Here is a 15,944-nt window from a genome sequence, read left to right as displayed (position 1 = left end):
TTTATACCTCTTTTACAATTAATTGGTCATATAGACCTTGATAGTTAGCCATATTGACATGACCGGTCATTTTTTCTTGAGCATTAAGCATACCAAGGACATTTGCCTTGATCAATAGTTCTTGATCCATTTCTTTATGGAAAAGACCTGAAGCAATACCTGCCACTGTAGAATCGCCAGAACCGACTGGATTTACTACTTGAATTCTTGGAATATCTACTTTGTAGAAAGTGTTACCATGTTTAGCGAATGCTCCGTTAGCACCTAAGGAAACGATAATCCACTCGATTCCATCAAATAGTGGTTCTTGAAGGACTTCTTTTAATTCATCCAAGTCTTTAGAAATTTCTCTTCCTAAAAGTTGAGATAATTCTTCATTATTTGGTTTGATAACTGTTGGCTTATGTGGAGATTCAAGAACCGCTTGAAGTGAAGCTCCTGAACAGTCCAAGACAACAGGTTTACCAGCTTGGTTCGCAAGTTCAACTAAACTAGCATAGTAATCAACTGGAAGTCCTGCAGGTAGACTACCTGAAATAGCCACTACCTCTATAGTCTCTAAAAGTTCTTTGAAATGAGCCAAGAAATCTTGACCTTCTTTTTCTTGAACTTCAGGACCTTTTTCTAGGATTTCTGTTTGGTTTTCTCCATGTAGAATTGCGATACAGTTACGGGTTTCACCTTGAATAGAGAAGAAACGTTTGCTTACTTTATCATCAATATTTTCTACTAAAAAATCACCAAGTTTACCACCGACAAGTCCTGTTGCGACTACGGAGTCACCAAATTCCGATAGGACACGAGTAACGTTAAGACCTTTACCACCAGCCGTTTTAGTGACATCCACCACACGGTTGACAGTGTCGATTTTCAGTTCATCCAAAGGATAGGAAATATCAATGGATGGGTTCATTGTGACTGTTAAAATCATAAGTCACCTCTTAGTCGTGGTATTCACCACGATCCCATTTTTCAAGGAACTCTGTAAAGAAGTTGGCATCAGTTTGATGATCGTTATGAGTTTCAACGTGTTGGATTTTAGCGATCAATTTTTTGTTTTCTTCTGATGGTTTGTATTCAGCGTTGATGAAAGCTTCAATGATATCACACATGAGCAATTCACCAGTGATTTTACCACCAAATCCGATAACATTGGCATTCAATTGTTCTTTTGCATATAAAGCTGTTGTCATATCGCGAACCAAAGCAGAACGAACACCAGGAACCTTGTTAACAGCATTATTGATACCTACACCAGTACCACAGATACATACACCAAGATCAGCTTGGCCACTAACTACTGCTTCACCAACTTTTTTACCAAAGATTGGATAGTGGGTACGAGCGTGGTCATAAGTACCAAAGTCGATAACTTCATGTCCTTTTGATTTCAAAAATTCTGAAACAGCCATTTTTTCATTTGTTACGATGTGGTCACATCCAATTGCAATTCTCATTTTATCTTACCTTTCATTCAATATAAAAATTAGCACATTTTGTTCAACATGTCGACCCTAATTTGGTGACGACCTCCGTCGTACTTACCATTTACAAAGCCTTTAGCAATGTTCTTAGCCAATTCGTCCCCAACAAGTTGAGCTCCCATCGTAATCATACGTGAGTTGTTGTGACCGCGAGTCATGTAAGCTGAACGTTCGTCAGAAACTTCTGCAGCAACCATTCCTTTAATCTTAGTCGCTACCATAAATGGACCTGCACCATAAGCATCGATTACAATACCAAGGTTTTGTTCTTCTTTCTTGACTTCTTCAGCAACTGCAAGAGTTACATCAACGAAGTCTTGACCTTCTGCTGTGACATCCACAACGTGGAAGTTTTCTTTTTCCAAGAAGTCTTTTACAACCTCTTTCAATCTTAAACCTGCAGCATCTGCACCAATAACAATAGACATATTGTATACTCCTTTTTTTATTATAGACTAGTAAAAATTTTTGAATTCAGTTAAAATCACCTTTTCAAAAAATCACTAGTAGTTTTTTTGACACTATTTTAAATTAAGAATGAATACTTCTTTCATTCTTAACGAGTTTTCTTCAGAGAAAAACTAAAACAATAAATTTGTTAAAATAAACACAAATTGTTCTTTATAAACATAATATACTACTATTAGTTGGAAAAGTCAACATTTTATGTTTGTTTTTGTTTATTTTTTATAAAATTTCGATATCAAATCCAAGCTGATCAAATTCGCCAGGTTTCAGAACTTTAACATCTTTCTTATCTTCCAGTCTATCTCCTTCTTCGAGCGAAGTAGACAAACCTGACCATGGTTCCAAGGCAATAAAAGGACCTTTATTAAGAGTTGACCATACGATTAAATTTGGAAACTCTTCAAAATGTAGTTTTAAACCTTTATCATGTTTGCGAGACTTCAAGGATACAGAACGAGATTCTAAATTGTCTAAAGTGACAGCATCGTAGCTAAAGAAGTCATAATTTAAGTCTATTTCTTTTTGATTTTCTAACCAAGAACTTCTATCTTTAAAATCTAGCATTCCTGTTTCTGGGAATGGTTTGGGAACTGTACAAGTTTCTGGCTTTTCAAATTCAAGATAGTAATCTTCATATACCTCATCTTCAAGTAATGGACAATTAAAACCAGGGTGTCCACCGATAAAGTATGGCATACTCTTTTCAGATTCTTTATTATAGATCTTATACTGTGTACGTATGATTTTACCTGTCACTGTATAAGTTATTTCTAAACGAAAATGATAAGGGTAATTTGCATACATTTCTTCGTCATCTTCAATAGCAAAAGTCACAGAATGTTCTGTTTGTTCTACTAATGTAAATTCTTTTTTTCTTACTAAGCCATGTCGAGGGATTTTTCCTTCTTTTTGACTACCATCTTCCTTATCATAAAGGACCGTATCATTTCTAACAGACCCACAAATTGGAAATAAAACAGGAGCTTGACCACTCCAATAAGTTGGATCTCCCTGCCACAAATACTCTACGCCTTCCTTGTCCTTTATGGAAGAAAGGGCACCTCCAAGAGTTTGAAACTCAACATCTAAATGATCTGATTTTAATACAATCATAAGTCTTACCTCCATTTTTTTAAAAAAACTAGGCTGACTGCTCCATAGTGGAAACTGACAACCTAGTTTTTACAATTTACATTTTTAGGAGCAAATTATTTTGCGTTTGCTGCGTATTCTTCGTTACGTTTGATCATTTGTTTTCTGTACCATGCAAAGATACCAACGTAGAATACAAGGAATACTAATGCGCCAAGGATAGCTTTGATATCACCAGTTGTAGCGTTACCAATTGCCCAACCAAGAAGTTTTTCGATTGGTCCTTCAAGAGTTGAGTGACTAATGAGTTGAGTTTGGCTTACACCTTCTGGGAAGGCTCCTACACCTTTAGCAAGTTCAGTTGCGAATGGTGCGATAAGTGTACCTGAAAGAAGGAAGAGTGGCAACAAGAGTGTTCCAAAGATAATCATACGGAGCAATTTACCACGAGTAACTACCAAGAGAGCTGGAGTCACACCCATTGCGATGATACCAGCAAGTGGCAAGATACCATTTCCGACATTTGAAAGAAGTACTGCTTCAACCAACATGATTGGTGCAAGTACGTTCGCACAAGCCCAGATTTCAGCACGACCAGCGATAAATGGCCAGTCAAGACCGATGTTGAATTTACGTCCTTGAAGACGTTTAGTAGCAACGTTTGTAATACCTTGTGAAAGTGGTTCTACGGCTGCGATAAACCATGAACCGATGAGTGAGAATAGCTCCAAGCAGACACCGGCAATCAAACCAAGTGACAACCAACCTTTAATAACAAGTTCCCATTTATCAGCGCCTTCTACACCAGCAACTGGATGTGGAGTTCCCATCAAACCGATAACAATACCAAGAATGAAACCGATGAAGAATTTAGAACCCCAGAAACCGATTTTCTTGTTTAGTTTAGCAGCGTCGAAGTCGTATTTATCAAGACCTGGGAAGAGTTTGTCAAAAATCTTATCCAAAACCATGATAACTGGGTTCATCATGTAGTTCATGTGAGTTGAAGTCATTGGTGATGAACTTGGTGCGTTAAGTAGGTCATCAAATGTAGGTTTCATCAAGTCAGAGTTAATGATTTTAAGAACCCCAACAAGAACAACTGCTGCAGTCGCGATAAAGAGCGAAACTCCTTGGCTAACTCCATTGTTGTCAGCATACCATTTAATCAAAAGACCTGTGATAGACAAGTGCCAGATATCGAAGATATCAACGTCAAGTGTATCAGTTTTCTTCATTGCAAGCATCACAGCGTTGACGATCAACATCACAAGCAAGAAGTAAAGTGTCCAGGCAGAACCCCAAGTGATTGTAGCAAGTGGTGCCCAACCGACGTCAGTGATGGTCAATTGAATACCAGTATTTTCAACGAATTTTGCAAGAGAAGCTGAGAAAGCTCCGTTAAGCATTCCGATGATAGCACCGATACCAGTAAGGGCGATGGCAAGTTTAATACCACCTTCAAGTGCTTTGGAGAATTTCACTCCAAATAGTAAAGCCAATACTGTCAAAATGATCAGCATGATGATTGGGCCACCCATATCCAAGATTGGCTTGAATACTTTATTGGCCAACTCAATAATGAAATCCATAATTTTTCCTCCCTTTATGATGTGTTATGGAATATTAACAAAATTATAATTAACTTAATCCGTGTTCTTTGATTGCTGCTTCAATATTGTCGTAGACTGGAGCGCTCATCGCTGGAATACGGAACAAGATAGGTCCAGCTTCAACAACTGGAATACCAGGATCAAAACCTAAATCAGTCGCAGCGATAGGTGTGAAGATATCATAACCTTTAATTAAGTCTTCGTTGACATCTTTAACCATAACTGCGTCACACTGTACGTCGTATCCACGGCTTGAAAGCTCTTCTTCTAGAGCGCTTTTAATTTGGTGGCTTGAGTTAACACCTGCACCACATGCAGCAAGAATTTTAATCATTTGGATTTCCTCCATTTTTTATTTTCTATTTATTAATAAATTAAGCAGTTGCTTCTAAGATATATTGGAACATAGCTTCAGGCTCTGTAATTTTAGACAGTGCTTCAAGATGACCGTCACCTGTAAAGAAGTCCATCAATTGAGCAAGAATATTTGTTTGACTTGAACTTGAATTATTGATGATAAAGAAGAGTAATGATACTTCTACTTCCTTGTCAGGAGCAATCATATTGTGGAATGTTACTGGTTTCGCTAAGCGAACCACAACAACGTTTTCAGTTAAATTATGAATCGTGTCTGTGTGAGGGATTGCTACATTCGGCAAGTCCTTCCCAAGAAAATCCATATCTAAACCGGTTGGGAACATTTTTTCACGTTCAATCAATGCCGATCGATAGGTATCCGTAACAACTTTCTTTTCTTCTAATAGGGTTGCAACTTGATCAAATAGCTGCTCTTGATTATCCGCTTCTAGACAAAAGACTAAGTCTTTGCTGAAGAAATGATCTAATCCCATGACCTTCTCCTTTCATATCTAACTTTTATGATACAAGTATAACACTATATGAAACCGTTGTCAATATTTTTTGTTGTATTTTGTTTGATTTTTATTTTTTTTGTTTGATTTTGAACAAAAAAACTATTACACATAGATTTAAGTAAAGGTAAATAAAAAAACAGGATACAGATCCTGTTTTTTGTCTATTAATCTTTTTTCGTAGTCCAACTTTGTTCAATCAAAGGAAGCATATCTTTCAAGACTTCAGGTGTTCCTTCTAGAGAAACGTATCTAAACTTACCGTCATCTGACTTAAAGATCCAGATAACTAGATATTTTCCATTTTTTGCAATACAGTTCACAACATAGGCATCATAACCGCCGATTTTTGACTTAGACCCCCAAACTTTAGAGAAATCCTTACTTTGTTGTTTGGTTTGATAGACACTCGTAGAAACTTGAACAGGATCAAGAGCAGCATATTCACTTTCACTAACGCCTAGATGTTCTGGTTTAAATGTATTTAAGGTTACAATATTGATGTCAGTACCATCACAGTACTGAATATCATCACCACCCTCAACTTCTGTAAAATGAATCCATGATTTTGGAACCTTTACATAACCATATGCATCTGATCCAATCACCTGTGTATCTTTTATCGTTGATTCGGCTACAGTTGTTGTATCTTGTGTTGTGGTACTTTCCTGAATTGTTGTTGTTTCTGAAGCTACTTCTTTTTTAGTTTTTGAACTATTACAAGCAGCGAGGCAAAGGCAACACACTAAAAGTGTAGATAAGCTGATGATTTTTTTCATAATCATTCTCCTTTCACTTCTATTCTAATGAAAGAAAAGATAGGTGTCAAAAGAAAACTGTATTCTATGAAACCTGAGTCATAGACAAAATTATTCTTCATCCATACTCAAAACGCTGAGGAAGGCTTCTTGAGGAACTTCTACTGATCCAATTGCTTTCATGCGCTTTTTACCAGCTTTTTGTTTTTCAAGGAGTTTACGTTTACGGGAAACGTCACCACCGTAACATTTAGCAAGGACGTTTTTACGAAGAGCCTTGATATCTGTACGTGCCACAATCTTATGCCCAATAGCTGCCTGAATAGGAACTTCGAACTGTTGACGAGGAATGATTTTCTTGAGTTTATCAACGATGAGTTTCCCACGTTCATAAGCAAAGTCCTTGTGAACGATAAAGCTGAGAGCATCGACCTTGTCTCCATTGAGAAGGATATCCATTTTCACCAGCTTAGATGGACGATACTCTGACAATTCGTAGTCAAAGCTTGCATAGCCACGTGTTGAAGATTTGAGCTTGTCAAAGAAATCAAATACAATTTCAGCAAGTGGGATTTGATAGATGACATTGACACGGTTATCATCGATATAGTCCATTGTCACAAAGTCACCACGTTTGCGCTGAGCTAGTTCCATAACCGCTCCTACAAATTCCTGTGGAACCATGATTTGTGCTTTAACATAAGGTTCTTCAATCGTTGCAATCTTAGTAGGGTCTGGAAACTCGGATGGATTCGATACATCCATAGACTCACCATCAGTCTGATTGACCTTGTAAATAACGGATGGTGCAGTCATAATAAGATCAATGTTAAATTCCCGTTCTAGACGCTCTTGGATAACATCCATATGTAGAAGTCCCAGGAATCCACAACGGAAGCCAAAACCGAGTGCTTGCGATGTTTCAGGCTCAAACTGTAAACTAGCATCATTGAGTTGCAATTTTTCTAAAGCTTCACGAAGGTCATTGTACTTATTTGACTCGATTGGATAAAGACCTGCAAAAACCATCGGATTCATCTGCTTGTATCCAGATAGGGGCTCTGAAGCAGGGTTTGTCGCCAAGGTAACTGTATCACCGACACGAGTGTCTTGAACAGTCTTGATAGATGCTGCAATATAACCAACGTCACCTGTCGCAAGGAAGTCACGTCCTACTGCTTTAGGTGTGAATATTCCGACCTCAGTAACATCAAAGGTTTTACCGTTGCTCATGAGCTGAATCTTATCACCTGGCTTAACAACTCCATCCATGACACGAACTTGGAGGATAACACCACGATAAGCATCGTAAACTGAGTCAAAAATCAAAGCTTTTAATGGTGCTGATACATCACCAGTTGGTGCTGGAACTTTTTCTACAATTTGCTCCAAAATATCTTCAATTCCAATCCCAGCTTTTGCTGAAGCTAATACAGCCTCACTAGCATCCAGTCCGATGACACCTTCAATTTCTGTACGCACGCGCTCTGGATCTGCAGCAGGCAAGTCAATCTTGTTAATAACTGGAAGGATCTCCAAATCATTATCTAAGGCAAGGTAAACGTTAGCTAATGTTTGAGCCTCAATCCCTTGGGCAGCATCAACGACCAAAATTGCGCCCTCACAGGCAGCTAGAGAACGTGATACCTCATAAGTAAAGTCCACGTGTCCTGGTGTGTCAATCAGGTGGAAAATATAGGTTTCGCCGTCTTTGGCAGTATAATTAAGCTCGATGGCATTCAGTTTGATAGTAATCCCACGCTCTCTCTCTAGGTCCATACTATCAAGAAGCTGAGCTTGCATTTCACGACTAGAAACCGTCTCTGTAGCCTCCAAAATACGGTCCGCCAATGTTGACTTCCCATGGTCAATATGCGCGATAATGGAAAAGTTTCGGATCTTCTCCTGACGTTTTTTCAATTCTTCTAAATTCAAGATTCTCTTCCTTTCAGGGTATCTATTAATTATAAATTGTTTTTATGTTTTTGACAAGACCATAATACCCTGTAGAGAGTATTAATCTTCAGCAACAAAGCCGTCATTTTCGATGAAATAGTGGTCTGTCATACCTTGGTCAGTAAAGACAATTCCATGAAGGACACCACCATAGACAGCTCCTCCATCCATCCCGATTTTTCCATCTTCTGTCATCCAAAGTTCTGCAGTTCCTGGTTTTTGATCTAATAAACCGTAGACTGGTGTATGACCAAAGACGATCGTTTTTCCTGTGTGATTCGGTGCCTCGTGGAATGGTTTTCTGAGCCAGACTTTCTTGTAATCTGTAGTTTCATGCCAATCATCCAAAGTTAAATCAATTCCTGCATGAACAAAGATATACTTATCTGTTTCAATCACGAATGGCATTTGTCGGATAAAAGCAACCAAGTCTGCTGCTTCAGTTTCTACACGTTTAGCATCTTCTACTCCATCGACTGGTGCATCCAGTGGACGCCCCAAAATAGAATTAATAGTTGTATCACCACCATTACGACGATAGTGGTCATAGCTTTCTTCAGGATTATCCAACCAAGTTAAAAACATGTACTCGTGATTTCCTGATATGCAAATCGCTCCTTGATTTTCTACCAAGTCCTTGACCATTTCAAGAACACGTCGACTATCTTCTCCTCTATCAATCAAATCTCCAAGAAAGAGTAATTGAGTCTTACCATCCCATGTTTTTAGAAGGTCTTCAAGCATTCCTGCTTTTCCGTGAACATCTCCAATTACATAATAGTCTGTCATTTATTTCTCCTTACTTTGTAACAATTCTCTCGCTTGACTAAGTGCCGCTTCAGTCACATTCTCACCAGCCAACATTTTAGCAACTTCTTCCACCCTTTCTTCAACTGTCAACAAGCGAACTGTTGAAACAGTTGAATGGTCATTACTAATCTTTTCAATAAAGAACTGATAATCTGCGATCGCAATGACTTGAGGAAGATGAGATATAGCTAATACTTGACCATTCTGACCAAGTTTATGAATTTTTTGAGCGATTGCTTGAGCCACACGACCTGAAACTCCTGTGTCCACTTCATCGAATACAATACTGGTCTTACCTTCCTTACGAGAAAAAGCAGACTTAATCGCCAACATGAGGCGAGACAACTCTCCTCCAGAAGCTACTTTAACCAATGGTTTAAAGTCTTCTCCAGGGTTGGTGGAGATGTAAAATTCAACACTTTCATTTCCTTCACGAGTAAACTTACCTTTAGTAAATTGAACCTGAAATCGAGCCTTGTCCATATAAAGGTCTTTGAGTTCTTGCTGAATCTCAGTTTCTAATTGTTGAGCTAAGTTATGTCGAGCAGATGCAAGATTAGTTGCTAAGTCAACTAGACTTACTTCCAACTTTTTGAGTTCTGCTTCCATATCATCTGAAGATAAGTTATTGCCAGTCAGAAGGTTGTATTCTTCTGTGATTTTAGCAAAGTACATCAAGACATCATCGACATTTCCACCATACTTACGTGTGATGGCGTGAATGAGATCCAAACGGCTTTCAATCTGCATTAGACGATTACCGTCAAAATCAAGATCTTCAATAATATCCTCTAAACGTTTGGTAACATCTTCTAGAACATAATAAGATTCAGATAAGGAAGTAGAAATTTCACGATATTCTACATCATACTCTTCTATACTTTCCATATCATTCATAGCTGAACGTACGTTAGCTAGACTTGAAAATTCTTCATTATCTAACATTGTATAAGCATTAGTCAACGTATCAGCAATATTTTTATGATTTAGAAGTTTATCTCGTTCTTGGTTTAGTTTGAGGTCTTCACCTGGCTGTAAGGATGCAGATTCAATTTCAGCCATCTGAAATTCCAACATTTCAATACGAGCCTTGTGCTCTTCTTGATTTTTCTTAATCTCAAGAAGTTGCTTGCGCATGTTGCGATAAGCTTCAAAGTTGGTCTGATAAGCTTGTTTAAGTTCAAGAAACGCTGCATCACCAAACCCATCTAGCATCTGAATGTGCAATTGTGGTCGCATTAACTCTTCTTGGTCATACTGACCATGGATATCTACTAAATGCTGTCCGATTGAGCGCAGAACTGAAAGATTAACCATCTGTCCATTGACTCGACTAACACTTCGCCCGTTTTGTAAAATTTCACGACGGATGATGATTTCATCACCTAACTCTATTCCTTGCTCATCAAAAATCATTTGCAAAGCATGACTGTTTTCAACCGAGAAAAGACCTTCGATTTCAGCCTTAGGAGCACCATGACGAATGACGTCCGTTGTAGCTCTGGCGCCCAGCATCATATTCATAGCATCGATGATGATAGACTTCCCAGCACCGGTTTCTCCAGTCAGAACTGTCATCCCCTTCTCAAAATTAAGTGAAATAGCCTCAATGATGGCAAAGTTTTTAATTGAAATTTCAAGTAACATAAGGTCCTACCACTTTTTAACTTGCTCAACAATCTCTACAGCTGCTTCTTCAGTTCGCGCCACAATTAAAATTGAGTTATCATCTGCTAAACAGCTAAAAATCATATCCGAAAATGTTTGAGTCAATTGACTTTTAACAAAAATTGTATTCCCAGGAATAACATCTAAGTTGATGAGATTACCCATTCTTTCGAAACTTTCGATATTGTTCTCAGCTAACTGTAAACTTTTAACTACTGACTTTGGTAATTCATAGACATATGTATTGTCTTTCAAAGGAATTTTTACAATCCCTAATTCTTTGATATCACGTGAAACAGTTGCTTGAGTAGCAGAGATGCCTGCTTCTCTCAAGTGTTCAACGATTTCTTCTTGTGTACCGATTTGATAGTCAGTCACAAATCTTCTAATCTTTTCAAGTCTTTCTTTTTTATTCATCTTTAAACTCTCTATGTGCTTTTTCTACTACTTGTTCTATTTCAGAAACTACTTGGTTGCTTGTATGTTCTTCTTTACGTAAATAAGCAAGAAACTCAATATTTCCGTGTCCACCTTGAATAGGAGAGAAATCCAATCCTAAGACTGAGAATCCTTCATCAACTGCCATTTTAGTAACTGATTCTAAAACATTTTGGTGAACTTTGGCATCTCTGATAATACCATTTTTTCCAATTTGTTCTCGCCCTGCTTCAAACTGTGGTTTTATAAGTGCAACAACTTCCCCTTGATTGGCCAATATTCTATGTAGAGCTGGTAAAATGAGACTCAAAGAAATAAAACTCACGTCTATACTTGCAAAACTAGGTTCTTGTTCAAAATCAGTCTTTTCAGCATAACGAAAATTAAACTGTTCCATGCTAACGACACGCTCATCTTGGCGTAATTTCCAGGCTAGCTGATTGGTCCCAACATCAACGGCATAAACCAGTTTTGCACCATTTTGCAGCATGACATCCGTAAAGCCTCCTGTTGAAGCGCCAATATCAATGGTTGTTTTACCTTCAACTGATATCTCAAACCTCTCTAAGGCTTTTTCAAGTTTTAAGCCTCCGCGGCTCACATACTTAAGTTTCTCACCTTTGAGTTTCAATTCTGTATCATCTGGGATTTTTTCTCCTGGCTTATCGAAACGCTCACCGTTTAGAACAGCGACAACCAAACCCGCCATTACGCCGCGCTTAGCTTGTTCTCTTGTTTCAAATAATCCCTGTTTGTAGGCAAGTACATCTACTCTTTCCTTAGCCATCAATTCTCAAACTTTCTACTATTTTTACAATTGGTTCTTTATCAAACTCAACTAATTGACTAATCTCTTCTAGCTTTGTATTCGCCTGATCCAAGGTGTGATTGCAAAAAACTTTTGCATCATCCAATCCTAACAAAGCAGGATAAGTCGACTTCTCAGCTTGCAAATCTTTCTGAGGTGTTTTACCGATTTCTTCAAAACTAGCCGTAACATCAAGGACATCGTCTCTAATTTGAAAAGCAAGCCCAATCAGTTCTCCAACTGTTTCTAGTTGTGTTTGAAGGTTTTTATCCAATCCTGCAATGATTCCAGCTGCTTGAAATGGAAAAGCCAAGAGCTTTCCAGTCTTGTTAGCATGGATGGTCTGAAGTTCTTCTAAGTTTAAGTGTTTGCCTTCACCTTCCATATCTAAAACTTGACCGGCTACCATCCCCATACTTCCGGAAGCAAGTGATAAGTTTGCTATCAAATCTACCTTAGTTTGGTTAGGCAAATCTGCTTGCGCTATCAAGGCATAGGGATCCAGAAAAAGCGCATCTCCTGCTAAAATAGCTAGGGCTTCTCCATAGACTTTGTGATTGGTCAAACGTCCCCGTCGAAAATCATCATTATCCATTGCAGGAAGATCATCATGGATCAAACTTCCAGTGTGAATCATCTCAAGCGCCGCTGCAACCTTAGCATGGGCTGGTGCGATAGACACTTGCAAAGATTCCAAAACTTCTAGAAGTAGATAGGGGCGAATTCTTTTACCACCAGCATGTATGGAATAAAGAACGGCTTCTCTTAAGTTTGTTGCAAATTGCTGGTCGCCATAGAACTCTTCTAGTGCTGACTCGACCAAAGCTAATTTTTCCTGCTTGTTCATAGGAGTTCGCTTTCTGTTCCATCTTCTTGCATGACTTTAACCAAGGTCTTTTCAGCCTTATCAAGTGTAGCTTGCAATTCTTTTGATAAGATCATTCCCTTTTGAAAAGCAGCAATGGCATCTTCTAGTTCAATTTCACCATTTTCTAAACTCTGAACAATGGTTTCAAGTTCTGCTAAATTTTCCTCAAATTTCTTTTGTTTTGACATCTTTCACCTCTAATTCTACCTGACCATCTCGCATCATCAGCATAACTTGGTCATTTACTTTCAAATCTTTTGCTGAAGATACCACAGCATCTTCTTTTTTAACAATGGCAAAACCTCTTGCCACAATTCTGCTAGTATCTAACATCACTAGCGCTTCTGACAAACGTTTCACCTCAGCAACCTTGGCATCGTATGTAACAGCCATCTGACTACGAAGTAATTTTTTTAATTGTAGCAGTTGGTCCTGGTAACGATGGATCTTATTGATAGGCGATAATTGTTCTAAATGATGAACTTGTTCCAAGACTCTTTGTTGTTGTCTAACAAGTTCTGAACTGACACTTTGTTTGAGACGAAGTTGTAACTGATCCAATCGCTGTAAGTAACCATCGTACAAGCGTTCAGGTTGCCTAAAAATAACAGACTGACTTAGGACCTGTAAAGCTTTCTCTTTCTTAGATAGGATATTTTGTACTGCAGTAGCCATTCTTTTCTCTTGATTCTGAAAGTAGGTTAGAAGATCCAACTTGGTAACAGGAGTTGCGAGTTCTGCCGCAGCCGTCGGTGTAGCTGCTCTCCTATCTGCTACAAAATCAGCCAAAGTTACATCAGTTTCGTGCCCCACACTTGAAATGATGGGGAGCCGTGATTCAAAAATGGCACGAACAACGATTTCTTCGTTAAAGGCCCAAAGATCCTCAATTGAGCCACCACCGCGACCGATGATAAGTACATCTAAATCCTCTCGTTCATTAGCTCTAGCAATATTACGAGCAATCTCCTCTGCAGCCCCTTCACCCTGAACTTTTGTAGGATATAAGACAATTTCCACACCAGGAAAGCGTCTGCTTACGGTTGTGATGATATCCTGGATAACAGCTCCGCTAGGACTAGTCACCACTCCGATGCGTTTTGAAAACTGCGGAATGGTTTGCTTGAAACGATCTTGAAACAGACCTTCTTGACTTAATTTATTCTTGAGCTGTTCAAACTGGATAGCCAGCGCCCCAACCCCATCTGGTTCTGCCTTTTCAATGATAATAGAGTAGCTCCCACTTGGTTCATAGACTTGGACACGACCGATAACATTGATCTTCATCCCTTCTTCTAAATCAAAACCTAGTTTCTGATAAATACCTGACCAAATAGTCGCTTGGATTACAGCTCGATCATCTTTTAGAGAAAAATATTGATGAGTTGGACGCTTCCGGAAGTTAGAAACCTGACCAGTTAAATAAACCCTCTCCAAGTATGGGTCTTTATCGAATTTCATTTTCAGATACTTAGTCAAAGTTGTTACCGACAAATACTTTTCCATCTCAACCTCCTTCTTTCTCTAGTTTTTCCTGGGTATTATTATACCAAAAAACCGTTTAAAAATCTCTCATTTCACCTCTAGAATACGAAAACAAGACTGGAATTCTTTGAGCTTGTCTTATAATATACAAAAGCCCTTGGAAAAATCCAAGGGCTTTCATTAGTTCACTGAACTAGATTATTTTTTCAAGTTGTAGAATGATTTCAATCCACGGTATTCAGCTACTTCACCAAGTTGATCTTCGATGCGAAGCAATTGGTTGTATTTAGCGATACGGTCTGTACGTGAAAGTGAACCAGTCTTGATTTGTCCTGCGTTTGTTGCAACTGCGATGTCAGCGATTGTTGAATCTTCAGTTTCACCTGAACGGTGTGATACAACGGCAGTGTAACCAGCTTCTTTCGCCATTTCGATAGCATCGAATGTTTCAGTAAGAGTACCGATTTGGTTAACTTTGATAAGGATTGAGTTAGCAGCTCCTTCTGCGATACCTTTTTCAAGGTATGAAGTGTTTGTTACGAAGAAGTCGTCACCAACCAATTGAACTTTACCACCAAGACGTTCAGTAAGAGCTTTCCATCCGTCCCAGTCATTTTCATCCATACCATCTTCGATAGTGATGATTGGGTATTTGTTTACCAATTCTTCAAGGTAGTCGATTTGTTCTGCAGCAGTACGTACAGCAGCTCCTTCACCTTCGAATTTAGTGTAGTCGTATACTTGACGTTCTTTATCGTAGAATTCTGATGAAGCACAGTCAAATCCGATAAATACGTCTTTCCCTGGAACATAACCAGCAGCTTCGATAGCAGCAAGGATAGTTTCAACACCGTCTTCAGTTCCTTCGAAACGAGGAGCGAATCCACCTTCGTCACCTACGGCTGTTTCAAGACCACGAGATTTAAGGATTTTCTTAAGAGCGTGGAAGATTTCAGCACCCCAACGAAGAGCTTCTTTGAATGTAGGCGCACCAGCAGGTACGATCATGAATTCTTGGAAAGCGATTGGAGCGTCTGAGTGAGAACCACCGTTGATGATGTTCATCATTGGAGTTGGAAGAACTTTAGTGTTGAATCCACCAAGATAGCTGTAAAGTGGGATTTCAAGGTAGTCAGCAGCAGCGCGAGCAACAGCGATAGACACACCAAGAATTGCGTTTGCACCCAATTTACCTTTGTTAGGAGTACCGTCAAGAGCGATCATAGCACGGTCGATAGCTTGTTGGTCACGTACATCGTAGCCGATAATTGCTTCAGCAATGATGTTATTTACGTTGTCAACAGCTTTTTGTGTACCAAGACCACCGTAACGAGATTTGTCACCGTCGCGAAGTTCAACTGCTTCGTGTTCACCAGTAGAAGCTCCTGATGGAACCATACCACGTCCAAAAGCACCTGATTCAGTATAAACTTCTACTTCAAGTGTTGGGTTACCGCGTGAGTCTAGGACTTCGCGAGCGTAAACATCAGTAATAATTGACATTTTTTACTCTCCTTTGAGTTAAATTATTTTACACCTCTATGATACATCAAAAAGATACCTTTTTCAAGAAAAAACGTTATCTTTGTGCAAATTTTCCTTAAGTCGATGAAGAAATCGCTTT

At 38.8% G+C, this 15,944-nt stretch carries 17 protein-coding genes; all 17 read right to left on the bottom strand.

Translation table 11 applies throughout. The features are described from left to right. Nucleotide 1: 1 nt before the first annotated feature. Nucleotides 2–931, bottom strand: a complete 930-nt coding sequence (locus ACVAMZ_RS04210; protein ID WP_461685128.1) for a tagatose-6-phosphate kinase — start codon at nt 929–931, stop codon at nt 2–4. 10 nt (nt 932–941) lie between these two features. Continuing rightward, on the bottom strand, nt 942–1,457 hold the full coding sequence (lacB, locus tag ACVAMZ_RS04205) for a galactose-6-phosphate isomerase subunit LacB (protein WP_001216925.1): 516 nt from the start codon (nt 1,455–1,457) through the stop codon (nt 942–944). Between the two features lie 29 nt (nt 1,458–1,486). Continuing rightward, nucleotides 1,487–1,912: a galactose-6-phosphate isomerase subunit LacA gene (lacA, locus tag ACVAMZ_RS04200; RefSeq protein WP_000029280.1), complete on the bottom strand. Its 426-nt coding sequence runs from the start codon at nt 1,910–1,912 to the stop codon at nt 1,487–1,489. Between the two features lie 259 nt (nt 1,913–2,171). Further along, nucleotides 2,172–3,065 carry an aldose 1-epimerase family protein gene (locus ACVAMZ_RS04195; protein WP_461685127.1) on the bottom strand — a complete coding sequence of 298 codons (894 nt, stop codon included), beginning with the start codon at nt 3,063–3,065 and terminating at the stop codon, nt 2,172–2,174. Between the two features lie 95 nt (nt 3,066–3,160). Next, nucleotides 3,161–4,636 carry a PTS galactitol transporter subunit IIC gene (locus ACVAMZ_RS04190; protein ID WP_461685126.1) on the bottom strand — a complete coding sequence of 492 codons (1,476 nt, stop codon included), beginning with the start codon at nt 4,634–4,636 and terminating at the stop codon, nt 3,161–3,163. A 49-nt stretch (nt 4,637–4,685) separates the two neighbouring features. Further along, nucleotides 4,686–4,991: a PTS sugar transporter subunit IIB gene (locus ACVAMZ_RS04185; RefSeq protein ID WP_006151856.1), complete on the bottom strand. Its 306-nt coding sequence runs from the start codon at nt 4,989–4,991 to the stop codon at nt 4,686–4,688. A 40-nt stretch (nt 4,992–5,031) separates the two neighbouring features. Continuing rightward, entirely contained in the window at nt 5,032–5,508 is a 477-nt protein-coding gene (locus ACVAMZ_RS04180) for a PTS sugar transporter subunit IIA (protein ID WP_461685125.1), read from the bottom strand. A 188-nt stretch (nt 5,509–5,696) separates the two neighbouring features. Then, entirely contained in the window at nt 5,697–6,308 is a 612-nt protein-coding gene (locus ACVAMZ_RS04175; RefSeq protein ID WP_461685124.1) for a hypothetical protein, read from the bottom strand. A gap of 90 nt (nt 6,309–6,398) precedes the next feature. Then, the gene (gene lepA, locus ACVAMZ_RS04170) at nt 6,399–8,222 is read right to left on the bottom strand and encodes a translation elongation factor 4 (RefSeq protein ID WP_461685123.1); all 1,824 of its coding nucleotides are present in this window, start codon (nt 8,220–8,222) and stop codon (nt 6,399–6,401) included. A gap of 81 nt (nt 8,223–8,303) precedes the next feature. Further along, nucleotides 8,304–9,032 carry a metallophosphoesterase family protein gene (locus tag ACVAMZ_RS04165; protein ID WP_461685122.1) on the bottom strand — a complete coding sequence of 243 codons (729 nt, stop codon included), beginning with the start codon at nt 9,030–9,032 and terminating at the stop codon, nt 8,304–8,306. Continuing rightward, nucleotides 9,033–10,700: a DNA repair protein RecN gene (recN, locus tag ACVAMZ_RS04160; protein WP_461685121.1), complete on the bottom strand. Its 1,668-nt coding sequence runs from the start codon at nt 10,698–10,700 to the stop codon at nt 9,033–9,035. It lies immediately after the preceding gene. 6 nt (nt 10,701–10,706) lie between these two features. Further along, nucleotides 10,707–11,138, bottom strand: coding sequence for an arginine repressor (locus tag ACVAMZ_RS04155; RefSeq protein ID WP_004253525.1), 432 nt, complete (start codon nt 11,136–11,138; stop codon nt 10,707–10,709). Then, nucleotides 11,131–11,946 carry a TlyA family RNA methyltransferase gene (locus ACVAMZ_RS04150; RefSeq protein WP_461685120.1) on the bottom strand — a complete coding sequence of 272 codons (816 nt, stop codon included), beginning with the start codon at nt 11,944–11,946 and terminating at the stop codon, nt 11,131–11,133. Before ACVAMZ_RS04150 ends, ACVAMZ_RS04155 begins: the two co-directional genes overlap by 8 nt. After that, nucleotides 11,939–12,814 carry a polyprenyl synthetase family protein gene (locus tag ACVAMZ_RS04145; protein ID WP_263393528.1) on the bottom strand — a complete coding sequence of 292 codons (876 nt, stop codon included), beginning with the start codon at nt 12,812–12,814 and terminating at the stop codon, nt 11,939–11,941. The genes ACVAMZ_RS04150 and ACVAMZ_RS04145 overlap by 8 nt, the downstream gene beginning before the upstream one ends. Continuing rightward, on the bottom strand, nt 12,811–13,023 hold the full coding sequence (locus tag ACVAMZ_RS04140) for an exodeoxyribonuclease VII small subunit (RefSeq protein WP_461685119.1): 213 nt from the start codon (nt 13,021–13,023) through the stop codon (nt 12,811–12,813). The genes ACVAMZ_RS04145 and ACVAMZ_RS04140 overlap by 4 nt, the downstream gene beginning before the upstream one ends. Then, nucleotides 13,001–14,341 (bottom strand): exodeoxyribonuclease VII large subunit, encoded by a 1,341-nt coding sequence (gene xseA, locus ACVAMZ_RS04135; RefSeq protein WP_461685118.1) that lies wholly within the window; start codon nt 14,339–14,341, stop codon nt 13,001–13,003. The genes ACVAMZ_RS04140 and xseA overlap by 23 nt, the downstream gene beginning before the upstream one ends. A 177-nt stretch (nt 14,342–14,518) precedes the next feature. Beyond that, nucleotides 14,519–15,823, bottom strand: coding sequence for a surface-displayed alpha-enolase (eno, locus tag ACVAMZ_RS04130; RefSeq protein ID WP_006151137.1), 1,305 nt, complete (start codon nt 15,821–15,823; stop codon nt 14,519–14,521). Between the last annotated feature and the right edge of the window lie 121 nt (nt 15,824–15,944).

It is taken from the genome of Streptococcus sp. KHUD_017 (assembly GCF_054861245.1).
Note: the sequence above shows the minus strand (reverse complement) of the source record. Positions and strands in the feature narration are given on the sequence as shown.

Excerpts from the sequence above, each read along its gene's own strand:
- lacA (WP_000029280.1), bottom strand. The coding sequence starts at position 1,912 with ATGTCTATTGTTATTGGTGCAGATGCTGCAGGTTTAAGATTGAAAGAG.
- ACVAMZ_RS04180 (WP_461685125.1), bottom strand. The coding sequence starts at position 5,508 with ATGGGATTAGATCATTTCTTCAGCAAAGACTTAGTCTTTTGTCTAGAA.
- recN (WP_461685121.1), bottom strand. The coding sequence starts at position 10,700 with ATGTTACTTGAAATTTCAATTAAAAACTTTGCCATCATTGAGGCTATT.
- ACVAMZ_RS04210 (WP_461685128.1), bottom strand. The coding sequence starts at position 931 with ATGATTTTAACAGTCACAATGAACCCATCCATTGATATTTCCTATCCT.
- ACVAMZ_RS04175 (WP_461685124.1), bottom strand. The coding sequence starts at position 6,308 with ATGAAAAAAATCATCAGCTTATCTACACTTTTAGTGTGTTGCCTTTGC.
- ACVAMZ_RS04185 (WP_006151856.1), bottom strand. The coding sequence starts at position 4,991 with ATGATTAAAATTCTTGCTGCATGTGGTGCAGGTGTTAACTCAAGCCAC.
- ACVAMZ_RS04190 (WP_461685126.1), bottom strand. The coding sequence starts at position 4,636 with ATGGATTTCATTATTGAGTTGGCCAATAAAGTATTCAAGCCAATCTTG.
- eno (WP_006151137.1), bottom strand. The coding sequence starts at position 15,823 with ATGTCAATTATTACTGATGTTTACGCTCGCGAAGTCCTAGACTCACGC.
- ACVAMZ_RS04195 (WP_461685127.1), bottom strand. The coding sequence starts at position 3,065 with ATGATTGTATTAAAATCAGATCATTTAGATGTTGAGTTTCAAACTCTT.
- ACVAMZ_RS04140 (WP_461685119.1), bottom strand. The coding sequence starts at position 13,023 with ATGTCAAAACAAAAGAAATTTGAGGAAAATTTAGCAGAACTTGAAACC.
- ACVAMZ_RS04155 (WP_004253525.1), bottom strand. The coding sequence starts at position 11,138 with ATGAATAAAAAAGAAAGACTTGAAAAGATTAGAAGATTTGTGACTGAC.
- ACVAMZ_RS04150 (WP_461685120.1), bottom strand. The coding sequence starts at position 11,946 with ATGGCTAAGGAAAGAGTAGATGTACTTGCCTACAAACAGGGATTATTT.
- ACVAMZ_RS04145 (WP_263393528.1), bottom strand. The coding sequence starts at position 12,814 with ATGAACAAGCAGGAAAAATTAGCTTTGGTCGAGTCAGCACTAGAAGAG.
- xseA (WP_461685118.1), bottom strand. The coding sequence starts at position 14,341 with ATGGAAAAGTATTTGTCGGTAACAACTTTGACTAAGTATCTGAAAATG.
- lacB (WP_001216925.1), bottom strand. The coding sequence starts at position 1,457 with ATGAGAATTGCAATTGGATGTGACCACATCGTAACAAATGAAAAAATG.
- ACVAMZ_RS04165 (WP_461685122.1), bottom strand. The coding sequence starts at position 9,032 with ATGACAGACTATTATGTAATTGGAGATGTTCACGGAAAAGCAGGAATG.